The 13,023-nt window shown below is 71.1% G+C and carries 12 protein-coding genes; 6 read left to right on the forward strand and 6 right to left on the reverse strand.

Going from position 1 to position 13,023, the window contains the following annotated elements; translation table 11 throughout:
* From IE257_RS31525 to IE257_RS31550, 6 genes are all read left to right on the forward strand, one after another.
* Nucleotides 1-1,092: an LOG family protein gene (locus IE257_RS31525; protein ID WP_189973272.1), complete on the forward strand. Its 1,092-nt coding sequence runs from the start codon at nt 1-3 to the stop codon at nt 1,090-1,092.
* A gap of 81 nt (nt 1,093-1,173) precedes the next feature.
* Entirely contained in the window at nt 1,174-2,091 is a 918-nt protein-coding gene (locus tag IE257_RS31530; protein WP_189973273.1) for a DMT family protein, read from the forward strand.
* A 97-nt stretch (nt 2,092-2,188) separates the two neighbouring features.
* Nucleotides 2,189-2,833, forward strand: coding sequence for a hypothetical protein (locus IE257_RS31535; RefSeq protein ID WP_229920768.1), 645 nt, complete (start codon nt 2,189-2,191; stop codon nt 2,831-2,833).
* A 112-nt stretch (nt 2,834-2,945) separates the two neighbouring features.
* Nucleotides 2,946-3,209 (forward strand): ferredoxin, encoded by a 264-nt coding sequence (locus tag IE257_RS31540; protein ID WP_189973274.1) that lies wholly within the window; start codon nt 2,946-2,948, stop codon nt 3,207-3,209.
* Nucleotides 3,210-3,220: 11 nt separating this feature from the next.
* A complete protein-coding gene (locus IE257_RS31545; RefSeq protein ID WP_189973275.1) occupies nt 3,221-4,609 on the forward strand; it encodes an NAD(P)/FAD-dependent oxidoreductase in 1,389 nt (462 codons plus the stop codon).
* Between the two features lie 73 nt (nt 4,610-4,682).
* Nucleotides 4,683-5,930 carry a cytochrome P450 gene (locus IE257_RS31550; protein ID WP_189973276.1) on the forward strand — a complete coding sequence of 416 codons (1,248 nt, stop codon included), beginning with the start codon at nt 4,683-4,685 and terminating at the stop codon, nt 5,928-5,930.
* A gap of 19 nt (nt 5,931-5,949) precedes the next feature.
* On the opposite strand, the gene IE257_RS31555 is transcribed toward IE257_RS31550, so the two are convergent.
* The 6 genes from IE257_RS31555 to frr all read right to left on the reverse strand — a co-directional run bounded on the left by IE257_RS31555 (nt 5,950) and on the right by frr (nt 12,957).
* Nucleotides 5,950-6,978: an ABC transporter ATP-binding protein gene (locus IE257_RS31555; RefSeq protein ID WP_189973277.1), complete on the reverse strand. Its 1,029-nt coding sequence runs from the start codon at nt 6,976-6,978 to the stop codon at nt 5,950-5,952.
* A complete protein-coding gene (locus IE257_RS31560) occupies nt 6,978-8,594 on the reverse strand; it encodes an ABC transporter permease (RefSeq protein ID WP_189973349.1) in 1,617 nt (538 codons plus the stop codon). Before IE257_RS31560 ends, IE257_RS31555 begins: the two co-directional genes overlap by 1 nt.
* 95 nt (nt 8,595-8,689) lie before the next feature.
* Nucleotides 8,690-9,787, reverse strand: coding sequence for a thiamine ABC transporter substrate-binding protein (locus IE257_RS31565; protein ID WP_189973278.1), 1,098 nt, complete (start codon nt 9,785-9,787; stop codon nt 8,690-8,692).
* A 253-nt stretch (nt 9,788-10,040) separates the two neighbouring features.
* On the reverse strand, nt 10,041-11,156 hold the full coding sequence (rlmN, locus tag IE257_RS31570; RefSeq protein WP_189973279.1) for a dual-specificity RNA methyltransferase RlmN: 1,116 nt from the start codon (nt 11,154-11,156) through the stop codon (nt 10,041-10,043).
* 167 nt (nt 11,157-11,323) lie between these two features.
* Entirely contained in the window at nt 11,324-12,400 is a 1,077-nt protein-coding gene (locus IE257_RS31575) for a phosphatidate cytidylyltransferase (RefSeq protein WP_189973280.1), read from the reverse strand.
* Nucleotides 12,400-12,957, reverse strand: a complete 558-nt coding sequence (gene frr, locus IE257_RS31580) for a ribosome recycling factor (protein WP_030016386.1) — start codon at nt 12,955-12,957, stop codon at nt 12,400-12,402. The genes IE257_RS31575 and frr overlap by 1 nt, the downstream gene beginning before the upstream one ends.
* Nucleotides 12,958-13,023 lie beyond the last annotated feature (66 nt).

Genomic DNA, 13,023 nt, shown 5'->3' on the forward strand with positions numbered 1-13,023 from the left:
ATGGTCACCCCAGACATCGAGATCGAGACGCTCGCCGAATTCGACCAGGTCGTGGCACGCGGCTCGCTCAGCGGCTACCGGATCCAGTCGGTGAACCTGCTGGAGCGGACCTTCGCGCTGCTCTCGGCCGACACCTCGGCGGCGGTGTTCCTGGGCTGCCCGATGGAGCCCGACGCGGCGGTGAAGGTCCGCGCCGACGGTGCGCTGGTCTTCCCGCCCGTGCCGGACCTGCCGTTCAACCCGTACCGGGGCCTGCTCTACACGCCCGAGGAGCTCTTCACCGGGCTGCCCGACGGGTACGAGGCCACCCCGGACGCCGAGGCGTACGCCTGGTTCCAGGAAACGAAGGCCGACGGCGACGTCTTCTCCTCGATGCTCCGCTCCGTCCACGACGACGCCATCTCCGACGCCCTGGACGAGCACCTCGCCGGCGCCCGGGTCGTCGGTGTGATGGGCGGCCACGCCATGGCGCGCGGCGGTACGGACTACCGCGGTGCGGCGGAGCTGGGCCGGGCGCTGACCCGGGCCGGGCTGACGGTCGCCACCGGCGGCGGCCCGGGCGCGATGGAAGCCGCCAATCTGGGCGCCTACCTGGCCCCGGCCCCGGACGAGGCCCTCGCCGAGGCCCTGGAGCTGCTGGCCAAGGCCCCCTCCTTCACTCCGTCGGTTTCCGACTGGGCGCGCGCGGCCTTCGACGTACGCGAGCGCTTCCCGGCCGGCGGTGACTCGGTGGGCATCCCCACCTGGTTCTACGGGCACGAGCCGCCGAACGCCTTCGCGGGACACATCGCGAAGTACTTCGCGAACGCCACCCGTGAGGACGGGCTGCTGGCCCGTTCCACCGCGGGCGTGGTCTTCCTGCCCGGCGCGGCGGGAACGGTCCAGGAGATATTCGACAGCGCGACACCGAACTACTACGGGTCGCGGGGCGAACCGGCGCCGATGGTCCTGGTCGGCCGCACCCACTGGACCGAGCACCTCCCGGCGTGGCCCCTGCTCCGGGCGCTGGCCCGCGGCCGTGCGATGGAGTCCCGGATCGCGCTCGTCGACTCGGTGGACGAGGTCCCGGACGTCCTCGCGTCAATAAGCTGACCTCCGGAAGCAACTTACCGGTCGGTTCTCACGTCTCAGGAGAGGTACCGCAAACCCTGCCAGACGTGAACGGAGCCCTTCGTGCTCATAGGCCTGCTGACCGCCATCGCGGCGTCCATCTGCTACGGCACAGGATCCGTGCTGCAAGCTGTCGGTTCGCGCCGCGCCGCACGGATGTCCCCGACCGCCGCCGGGACGACCGCCCACGGCGGCCCCAACCTGTCGTCCACCGCGAAAGCGGCGATGACCTGGGAATTCATCGTCGGCACCATCCTCGACTTCGTGGGCTTCGGGCTCGGGGCACTGGCAGCGCGCCTCCTTCCCCTCTTCCTCTCCCAGACCGTGATCAGCGCCAACCTGGTGATCACGGCCGTGCTGAGCGTGAAGATGCTGGGCATCCGGCTGAGCCGGAAGGAGTGGACCTCGATCGGGGTCGTCTGCACCGCGCTGGTGCTGCTGGCGACGGCCGCGGGCCATGAGGGCGGCCACCACGCGCCGATGTCCACGCACTGGTGGCTGTTGGGGATCACCCTGGTGCTGATGGTGGGCGGCACGGTGGCCGTACGCCTCCTCGGCGGCGGGGCAGCGATCCTGGCGGGCCTGCTGTCGGGCCTGGGCTTCGGCGCGCTCGGCGTCGGCGTCCGGATCCTGAACGGTGTCGACCCGTTCGACCTCTCGGCCCTCCTCACCGACCCGGCCCTCTACGCCATCCTGGTGGCGGGCATCGGCGGCATGTACCTGCACACGGTCGCCCTCCAGATCGGCTCGGTCAACGGCGCCACGGCCGCCCTGGTCGTCGGCGAGACGGTCCTCCCTGGCGCGATCGGCGTCCTGTGGCTCGGCGACGCCTCCCGTCAGGGTCTGGGCTGGCTGGCAGTGCTCGGATTCGTCATGGCCGTCGCCGGCGCGGTCGCGGTCGCCTGGTACGGCAAGCACGAGGGCTCCGACGAGGGGGCCGACGCAGCGGCCACCGAGCCGGTACCGGAGCCGGTCGGCTGACCCCCCGGCCGACCGGGCCCCTCACCCGGTCGGCCGCCCCCGGTGGTGGCGCAGCGGTGGCTGCCGCTTGCTGGAGCGGGGGAGAGAGTGAGGGCTCGTGAACGCCACGACCGATCGGCTCGACACGCCGCGCGCGGCCGGGATGGCGGGAATCGCCTTCGCCCTGCTGCTCGCGGCGGCCATCGTCCTGATGCGGATCGCCGTGCCTTCGGGCGACGTCGCCGACGCGCCCATCGACCCGGACAAGCGCTGGGCGATCCAAGTGGCGCTGGAGATCGTGCCCTTCGCGGGCATCTTCTTCCTCTGGTTCATGGGCGCCCTGCGTGCGCACACGGGCGCGGCCGAGGACCGGTTCGTCGCCACCGTGTTCCTCGGCAGCGGATTCGTCTTCGTGGCCACCCTGTTCGGCTCCGCCGCGGCGGCGGGCACGGTGCTCTCCGAGGGCACGCCCTCCGACTTCGGCCGCCACTACGCCTACACAATGCTCGCGACGTACGCCATGCGGATGGCGGCCGTCTTCGTGCTCGCGACCTCGACCATCGGGCGGATGCTCGGCGTCTTCCCCAAGCCGCTGGCGATGCTGGGCACCGTCGTCGGTCTGGTCCTGCTCGTGGTCGCCTCCGGTGTGCCCTGGGCCGAGCTGGTGTTCCCGGCCTGGGCGCTGGTCCTCAGCCTGTACATCCTGCGCGTCCGGCGGGGCACCGCCAAAACGGGTGCCCCGAACCCCACCGATCCGCCCTGACCTGCGGATTCCTGCTCCGGCAGGCGCCCTCCGGGTGCCGCGTGCATGCTGGGTGATGGAGAGGAACCGGGGGGTGACGGGGAGGAACGGCCGAGGGAAAGGCAGAACCGTCATGAGGCTTGTCGTCGACCTCAACCGCTGCCAGGGATACGCCCAGTGCGCATTCCTCGCGCCCGATGTCTTTGCCATGCACGGGGACGAGTCGCTGCTCTACAACCCGAACGCCGACCCCGAGCAGCGCGAGGACGTCCTGCGCGCCGTGGCGGCCTGTCCGGTCCAGGCCATCCTGCTGGAGATCACGGACGAGGACATGGCGAAGATGGCTGCCCCGCAGGCCGTGGCCGGAGCCGGATCCGCTTCCGGAGGCGCGCGGTGACCGGAGCAGGAATGCGCGACGGATCCCTGGAGCACCTCAAGCGCGAGGGCCGCATCGTCGTCGTCGGCGCTTCACTGGCCGGGCTGCGAGCCGCCGAGACCATGCGCGAGAAGGGCTTCGCCGGTTCGCTGACGATGATCGGCGACGAACCGTACGAGCCGTACGACCGGCCTCCACTGTCCAAGCAGGTCCTGCTCGGCAACGCGGTCGCCGATCACACGGCGCTCCCCCGCCGCCGGGCGATCGATGCCGACTGGCGCCTCGGTGTCCCGGCCACGGGCCTGGACATGGCCGCCCGCCGGGTCCGGCTCGGCAACGGCGACGAGGTCGAGTACGACCGGCTGCTGATCGCCACCGGTGTGCGCGCCAGGCCCTGGCCCAACGCCGAGGAGGGCGCCCTGCAGGGCGTCTTCGTGCTGCGCACCCGCGACGACGGCGAAGGGCTGCAACGGGCCCTCGCCGCCGGCCCCCGCCGGGTGCTGGTCATCGGCGCCGGGTTCACCGGATCCGAGATCGCCTCCGCCTGCCGCGAGCGCGGCCTGGACGTCACCGTCGCCGAACGGGGCGAGGCACCGCTGGTCGGTGCGCTGGGCGGGGTCATCGGCGAGGTGGCGGCCGGGATGCACCGGGAGAACGGCGTCGACCTGCGCACCGGGGTCATGGTGACCTCGCTGGAAAGCGATCCCTCCGGGCGGGTGCGCGCCGCTCACCTCTCCGACGGGTCCACCGTGGAGGCGGAGGTGGTGGTCGTCTCGCTGGGGGCGCAGCGCAACACCGAGTGGCTGGCCGGCTCCGGGCTGGGCGCCGGTCCGCGGGGCATCGCCTGCGACGCGGGCTGCCGAGCCTTCGACGTCCGCGGCATCGTCACCGACGACATCTACGTGGCGGGTGACGTGGCACGTTCCCCGCACGCCCTGTTCGGTTACCAGTTCCTGTCGCTGGAGCACTGGGGCAATGCCGTCGCACAGGCCGACACCGCCGCGCACAACATGCTGAGCGAGAGCACCGACCGGCGTCCCCACCTGTGGGTTCCGGCGTTCTGGTCCTCGCAGTTCGGCGTGAACATCAAGTCGGTCGGGGTACCGCCGATGGGCACCGAGATCATGATCACGCAGGGCTCGCTCGCCGAGCGCCGGTTCGCGGCCGTGTACGGGTACCAGGGGCGCATGATCGCCGCCGTCACCTTCGACAACTGCCGCTGGCTGCCGTTCTACGAGCAGCAGATCGAGTCCACCGCGCCGTTCCCGCCGCCGTTCTCCACGGTGGACCGCAGGTCCGACGGAATCAAGCCGCTGCCGGCCGACTTCCCCGACCCCTCGGTCCCGACCCACGGGCCGACCATCACGCTGAGCGGCTACTCGCCGGCCGACCGGAAGATGACCTTCACCCCCGGCCGATGACCTTCGTCCCCGCGCACCACCGGCCGCGCCGCGACCGCACCGCGCCCTCCCCCGAGGATCACGAGGACCTGTCATGACACAAGCCATCCTGCGGGAGATCATCGCCTACGCGAACCGCGCGAATCCGTACCCGCTGTACGAGGAGCTCCGCAAGACGCCGGTGTCCCAGGACGGGGACGGCCCGTACGTCGTCAGCACGTACTACGAGATCCACAGCCTCCTGCACGACCCGCGAATCAGCTCCGACGCCAAGAACCTGAAGGCGACCGGCGACGATCCGCTGGGGAGTCAGTCCGACGAGGAGGGGACGACCCTGCCCCCGTCGTTCCTCAAGCTCGACCCGCCCGACCACGACCGTCTGCGGCGGATGACGAACCGGCCTTTCGGCCCCCCGCACGCCCCCCACCGGGTGCACGACATGCGCGACGAACTGGGCGGCCTCGTCACCGGGCTGATCGACGGCATCGTGGAGACCGGGCAGCTGGACCGGATCGACCTGGTCGACCAGTTCGCGTACCCCTTCCCGGTCACGGTCATCTGCCGGCTCCTCGGTGTGCCCCGCGAGGACGAGCCGCGCTTCCACGTGTGGGCGGAGACCCTGGCCGCCAGCCTGGACCCCGACCCGGACGCCGATCCCACGCAGCACGGCAAGGGTTCGATGGACGCCCGGATGGAGCTGGGCATGTACCTGGCCGGGCTGATCGAGGAACGCCGCAAGAAGCCCGGCGACGACATGCTGTCCCAGCTGGCGACGGCGGACGGCCCGGACGGCGCGATGACCACCATGGAGGCTCTCAGCACCTCCGCCCTGCTGCTGATCGCCGGCCACGAGACCACGGTCAACCTCATCACCAACGGCATGCTGACCCTGCTGCGCCACCCGGACGTCCTCCAACGGCTGCGCGACGACCCGGACCTGGCGGTCCCGATCGTCGAGGAACTGCTGCGCTACGAGCCGCCCGTGCAGCTGCTGCCCCAGCGCACCACCCTCTCCGACGTCGAGGTCGCCGGTGTCACCATCCCCAAGGGCGCGTCCGTCTGGCTGATGCTGGCCTCCGGGAATCGTGACCCGAAGCGGTTCGAGGATCCGGACCGCTTCGACCCGGACCGCAAGGACATCCAGCACCTCGGCCTCGGCAGCGGCATCCACAGCTGCTTCGGCGCCCCACTGGCCCGGCAGGAGGCCCAGCTGGCGCTGAGCGAACTGGCCCGCCGGCTGGAGAACCCGCGGCTGCTGGAGGACCCGCCGCAGTACCGCCAGAACGCTGTCCTGCGCGGCCCGCGCCACCTGCCGATCGCCTGCGACGGCATCCGCCCCTAGACAGTCCCCGCTCCGTCGCCTAGGGAGTCGGCGGCGGAAGGACGACCACCTCGGCGGGGGTGAAGGTCACCGCGACCCGGTCCCCCACGGCCGGCGCCCCCGCCAGCCCGCACTCCGCCTCCAGCACCGGACCCGCCTCCGGCCGCAGCAGCAGCGCGACGTGCGTGCCGCGGAAGGTGCGGGACACCACCTCGCACCGCAGCCCCGCCGCGCAGAGCGCGACCCCCGCAGGGCGGATCAGCAGCCGCTGCTCCCCCTCGGGCGATCCGGCCGGCACCGGCACCCTGCCCCACACCGTGGCGGCGCCGGTACCCGAGACCACGGCCGGGACCACGTTCTCGAAGCCGAGGAACCGCGCCACGAACTCCGACGCGGGCCGCTGCCACACCTCCAGCGGGGTGCCGGCCTGCGCGATCCGGCCGTCCCGCATCACCACCACCCGGTCGGCCAGGGCGAAGGCCTCGCCCTGGTCGTGGGTGACGGCAAGTACGGTCGTGCCCAGCCGGGAGAACAGCCCGCGCAGCTCCACGACGAGCCGCTCCCGAAGCCCCCGGTCCAACTGGCCCAGCGGTTCGTCCAGCATCAGCAGCCGCGGCGACGGAGCCAGCGCCCGGGCCAGCGCCACCCGCTGCTGCTCGCCGCCCGACAGGGAGGCCACCGCCCGGCCCTGGGCTCCGGGGAGCCCGACCAGTTCCAGCAGCTGAGCGACCTCGGCCGCGTACGAGGACCGCCCGGCCCGCCGCATCCGCAGCCCGAAGGAGACGTTCGACCCGACATCGCGGTGCGGGAAGAGCTGGTGGTCCTGGAACATCAGGCCCACGCCGCGCCGGTGCACCGGTACGCCGGCCTGGTCGGCTCCGCCCAGCAGGACCCGGCCGCCGGAGACCTGCTGGAGCCCGGCGACGACCCGCAGCAGAGTCGACTTGCCGCTCCCGCTCGGCCCCAGCACGCACACGACCTCGTGCTCGGCGACCGCGAGGTCCACGGCGTCCACGGCCGCGCGCTCACCGAAGCGGACCGAGACCCCTTCCAGCTGAAGCAGCGTCATCAGAACTCTCCGGAGGTCTTGTCGGGGCGCAGCCGCTCCAGCACCAGCAGGGACGCCGCGCACACCAGCATCAGAATCGTGCTCAGGGCCATCGCCTGCCCGTAGTTCAGCTCGCCGGCCCGCCCCAGCAGCCGCGCCACGGCCACCGGCAGCGTCGGCCGGTCCGCCCGCGCGATGAACACGGTCGCGCCGAACTCCCCCAGCGACACCGCGAAGGCGAACCCGGCCGCGATCAGCAGCGCCCGCCGCACCAGTGGAAGGTCCACCTCCCGCCAGGCCCGCAAGGGCGAGGCGCCGAGTACCGCGGCGGCCTCCCGCAGCCGCCCGTCCACCGCGCGCAGTACCGGCAGCATGGTCCGTACGACGAAGGGCACGCCCACCAGCGCCTGGGCCAGCGGCACGAGGATCCATGAGGTCCGCAGGTCCAGCGGCGGCTCGTCGAGGGTGATCAGGAAACCGAAGCCCACCGTCACCGCGGACACCCCGAGCGGGAGCATCAGCATCGCGTCGAAGCCCCGTACGAAGCGGCCACCGCGCCGGGTGAGTGCCGCGGCAGCGAGTCCCCCGACGAACAGGGCGATCGCGGTGGCGGCCAGCGCGTACTGCAGGGAGTTCCAGATCGCCTCCAGGGGCGCCACCAGGAAGGTCCCGCCACCGGCGCCCGCGTCCTGCAGCGCCCGGTAGTAGCCGAGACCGTAGCCACCGGGGGTGTCGAAGGACCGTTCGACCAGGACGCCCAGCGGCAGCACGATCAGCAGCGCGACGGTCAGGAGCACGCCGCACAGCAGGGTGCGCTGGGCCCAGCCGCGCGGCGGGTGCGTGGTGCGGCCCGGGTCCACCAGCCGCAGCGCGGTCTCGCGCCTGCGCACGGTCCAGGCGTGCACGGCGAGGATCCCGCCGATCGCGGCGAACTGCACCATCGTCAGTACGGCGGCCGTCGACAGGTCCAGGAGTTGCGCGGTCTGCCGGTAGACCTCCACCTCCAGGGTGGAGTACGCGGGCCCGCCCAGGATCAGTACGACGCCGAAGGAGCTGAAGGTGAACAGGAACACCATCAGCGAGGCGGCGGCCACCGCCGGGACCAGTGCGGGCAGCGTCACCCGCCGCCAGGCGGTGAACCGCCCGGCGCCCAGCACCCGGGCGGCCTCCTCCTGGCGCGGATCCAGCTGGGCCCACAGCCCGCCGACCGTGCGGACGACGACGGCGTAGTTGAAGAAGACGTGCGCGAGCAGGATCGCCCAGACGGTGGTGTCGAGCCGGACGCCCAGCAGCTCGTCGGTCAGTCCGCCCCGCCCCAGCAGCGCGAGGAAGGCGGTGCCGACCACCACGGTGGGCAGGACGAAGGGAACGGTCACCAAGGCCCGCAGCAGTTGCTTGCCGGGGAACTCGAAGCGGGCGAAGACGTAGGCGCCGGGGAGGGCGATCACCAGCGTGAGCAGGGTGGAGGCGAGCGCCTGCCAGGTGGTGAACCACAGCACGTCGGCGATGTCGGGCCGGGTCAGCACCTCCGCGAACCGGCCGAACTGCCACCCCTCGTCGGTCTTGAGGCCGCGCCCCACGATCGCGGCGACGGGGTAGGCGAAGAACAGCCCGAAGAAGGCGAGGGGGAGGGCCATCAGGGCGAGCCGCACGGCGGTCGCCCGCGCCCCCTCGCGGGGGCCGGGGCCGGGCGCGGCGCCCCCCGACGCCGCGCCCGGCTCCTTGGTGCCGCCTACTTCACGACGAGCGAGGTCCATGCCTTGACCCACTGCTCACGGTTCTTGGCGATGGTCTCCGGAGCCACGTTCTCCGGCTTCTCGACGACCACGCCGTGCTTGGTGAACAGCTCCGGCAGGACGGCGTCCTTCGTCACCGGGTTCACGAACATCTGGAGCGGCATGTCCTCCTGGAACTTCTTGCTGACCAGGAAGTCCACGAGGGCCTTGCCGCCCTCCTCGTTCTTGGCGCCCTTCAGCAGACCCGCGAACTCGATCTGGCGGAAGCAGGTGCCGGTGGACACGCCCGTGGGGGCCTCGGCCGGCTGCGGCTCGCCGTACAGGACCTCGACCGGCGGGCTGGAGGCGTAGGAGACGACCAGCGGGCGGTCGCCCTTGGCCTTCTTGCCGCCCGCGGAGCCGGAGAAGCGCTCGTTGTAGGCCTGCTCCCAGCCGTCGACGACCTCGACGCCGTTGGCCTTCAGCTTGCTCCAGTAGTCCTTCCAGCCCTCGTCGCCGTACTTGCCGACGGAGGCGAGCAGGAAGCCGAGGCCGGGCGAGGAGGTCGCGGCGTTCTCGGTGACCAGCAGGTTCTTGTACTCCGGCTTGATCAGGTCGTCCAGCGTCTGCGGCGGGGCGAGCTTCTTCTCGGTGAAGTAGGCCTTGTCGTAGTTGACGCAGATGTCACCGGAGTCGATCGGGGTGACCCGGTGTTCCTTGTCGAGCACGTACTCGGGCTTCACCTCGCCGAGGCCCTTGGCCTCGTACGGCGTGAAGATGCCGTTGTCGAGGGCGCGCGAGAGGAGCGTGTTGTCCACGCCGAAGAAGACGTCGCCGCGGGGGGAGCCCTTGGTGAGGATCTCCTGGTTCAGCGCCGCGCCCGCGTCCCCGGACTTCAGCACCTTGACGGTGTAGCCGCTCTGCTGCTCGAACTCCTTGAGGACCGTGTCGGTCACGTTGAAGGAGTCGTGGGAGACGAGCGTGACGGTCTTGGACTTCGGGGCGTCGCTCGCGCCGGTCTTGTCCTGTGCGTCGCCGCCGCCACAGGCGCTGAGCGTGGTGACGCCCAGCGCGGCCGCGAGCGCGGCGCCCGCGATCTTCTTGGTGGTGCTCATTGGTGAATTCCTCCTGGGATGTCCAGGAGAAGACGCGGCCCTGCCCGGCGCTCTGCAGGAGCGGACGCCGGGCAGGGCGCAACAGCAAGAGTGGTGACCGAACTTCCTACCCCGAATGACCGGGGCGAGGTTCAGAGGGTCTGCGGATGACGGATACCGCACTCTCAGCGCTGTGGCGCTCCCCTGTCGGAATATGAAATTGGTTCGGCCACAGGGTACCCCGTGGCCGAATCACGTCGAACAGAAGCGGAATCTAGCGCTCCGAGGCGGCCAGCTGGCCGCAGGCGCCATCGATCTCCTGGCCCCTGGTGTCACGGACGGTCACGGGCACACCGTGGCGGGCGATGGCCTCCACGAAGGCCTTCTCGTCCTCGGGTCGCGAGGCGGTCCACTTGGAGCCCGGCGTCGGGTTCAGCGGGATCAGGTTGACGTGTACGCGCTTGCCCTTGAGCAGCTTGCCCAGGAGGTCGCCGCGCCAGGCCTGGTCGTTGATGTCGCGGATCAGCGCGTACTCGATCGAGATCCGGCGGCCGGACTTCTCGGCGTACTCCCAGGCCGCACCGAGCACCTCGCGGACGTTCCAGCGAGTGTTGACCGGGACCAGGGTGTCGCGCAGCTCGTCGTCGGGGGCGTGCAGCGAGACGGCCAGACGGCACTTGAAGCCCTCGTCGGCGAAGCGCAGCATGGCCGGGACCAGGCCGACGGTGGAGACGGTGATGCCGCGCTGCGACAGGCCCAGGCCGTCGGGCTCCGGGTCGGTGAGCCGGCGGATGGCGCCGACCACGCGGTTGTAGTTGGCCAGCGGCTCGCCCATGCCCATGAAGACGATGTTCGACAGCCGCGCCGGGCCGCCGGGGACCTCGCCGTCGCGCAGGGCCCGCATGCCGTCGACGATCTGGTGCACGATCTCGGCGGTGGAGAGGTTGCGGTCGAGGCCCGCCTGGCCCGTGGCGCAGAACGGGCAGTTCATGCCGCAGCCGGCCTGCGAGGAAATGCACATGGTGACCCGGTCGGGGTAGCGCATCAGCACGGACTCGACGAGCGTGCCGTCGTGCAGCTTCCACAGGGTCTTGCGGGTGGTGTCGTCGTCGCACGAGATGTGCCGGATGACGTTCATCAGGTCCGGCAGCAGCTCCTGCTGGAGCTTCTCCCGCGAGCCTGCCGGGATGTCGGTCCACTCGGCCGGGTCGTGCGCGTACCGCGCGAAGTAGTGCTGGGAGAGCTGCTTGGCCCGGAACGGCTTCTCGCCGATCGCGGCGACCGCCTCGCGGCGCTCGGCCGGGGTCATGTCGGCGAGGTGCCGGGGCGGCTTCTTGGCCCCGCGAGGGGCGACGAAAGTGAGCTCACCCGGGACAGGACGGGGGGCCATGAGTGGTACTCCTCAAATCTGACGAACCCTGGGCGGGCGATCTCCGCACTCAAGCGGAGTCGACGTGATGGCACGCCCGGTGCCCGGAGAGCTCACGGGTCCATCCCGTAGAAACGGGAAAGCGCACCACTGATGAGTGGCGCGCTTTCCAGGATAACCCGGACGGGTCAGCCGGTGCCTACGAAGGCGGCGAGCAGCAGCCACACCACCGGGGCCGTCGGAAGCAGGGAGTCCAGCCGGTCCATGATGCCGCCGTGTCCCGGCAGCAGCGTGCCCATGTCCTTGATGCCGAGGTCCCTCTTGATCATCGACTCGCCCAGGTCTCCCAGGGTGGCGCTGACCGCGACCGCGAGGCCGAGCAGCAGACCCTGCCACCAGGAGCCGCCGTCGATCAGGAACTCCATGCACAGCGCGCCTGCCGCCATCGCGAAGGCCACCGCGCCGAACAGTCCCTCGCGGGTCTTGCCGGGGCTGATGCGCGGAGCGAGCTTGGTCTTGCCGAAGCGCCAGCCGACCGCGTAGGCCCCGGTGTCGCTGACCACGGTCAGCAGCAGGAAGGTGATCACGCGCTGGGGGCCGTCGTCGGCGGTGAGCAGCATCGCGACGAAGGTGGCCAGGAAGGGCACGTAGAACGCCGCGAAGGCGCCCGCCGTGACGTCCTTGAGGTAGTCCTCGGGCGGCTCGGTCATCCGCCACACCAGGACGGCCAGCACGGTCAGGGCCATGGCGACCCAGGCACCCTCGGCCCCCCGGACGTATCCGGCGATGACCATGGCGGCGCCGCCGACCGCCAGCGGGACCAGCGGGGCCTTGATGCCCTTCTGCTCCTGCAGCCGGGAGGTCAGCTCCCACAGGCCGACCACGACCGCGACGACGATGACGCCGACGAAGACGGCCTTGACGATCAACAGCGAGGCGAAGATCACCGCGCCGAGGCCCACGCCGACCCCTATGGCCGCACGCAGATCCCGGCCCGCGCGCTTCTTCGGCGGCGGGGGCGAGGCGTCCTGCGGCTGCTGGGCATGCGGAGGCGGGGGGCTGGGCATGGGCTCCTGCGGCGGCGTATCGGCGCGGAAGAGGGGGTCGCTGTCGGCGGCGACCCCCCGATCGCGTGCTTCCCGGTCGTCGAAGTCACGGCCGGCGGCATCGGGCACGATGGGCATGGGCCGAGTGTGCGGGCCCACCTGCGCATCGTATGCGGGACCCGCCGGAACCGGCTCCGGCTGCCAGGAAGAGTCGTTCATCAGACTTCGAGGAGCTCGGCTTCCTTGTGCTTCAGGAGCTCGTCCACCTGCGCGACGTACTTCGCGGTGGTGTCGTCGAGCTCCTTCTCGGCGCGGCGCACCTCGTCCTCGCCGGCCTCCTTGTCCTTGACCAGCTTGTCAAGGGCGTCCTTCGCCTTGCGGCGGACGGCGCGGAGCGAGATCTTCGAGTCCTCGGCCTTGGTGCGCGCGACCTTGATGTACTCCTTGCGGCGGTCCTGCGTCAGCTCGGGGAAGGTCACCCGGATGATGCTGCCGTCGTTGCTCGGGTTGACACCGAGGTCGGAGTCGCGGATGGCCTGCTCGATGTTGCGCAGGGCGCTCTTGTCGAACGGGGTCACGATCGCCATGCGCGGCTCGGGCACCGAGAAGGAGGCGAGCTGGTTGATGGGCGTGATGGCGCCGTAGTACTCCGCCACGATCTTGTTGAACATCGCCGGGTGCGCACGGCCGGTGCGAATCGCGGCGAAGTCTTCCTTGGCGACGACGACGGCCTTTTCCATCTTCTCCTCGGCCTCGAGGAGGATCTCTTCGGTCACCACGTGCTCCTGCATGTCAGAAATGGATGGTTCAGGCGGGCGGGCGGGTCTGGCGGGCCGGTGCGG

It is taken from the genome of Streptomyces avidinii, from assembly GCF_014650695.1.
GTDB classification, from domain to species: domain Bacteria; phylum Actinomycetota; class Actinomycetes; order Streptomycetales; family Streptomycetaceae; genus Streptomyces; species Streptomyces avidinii.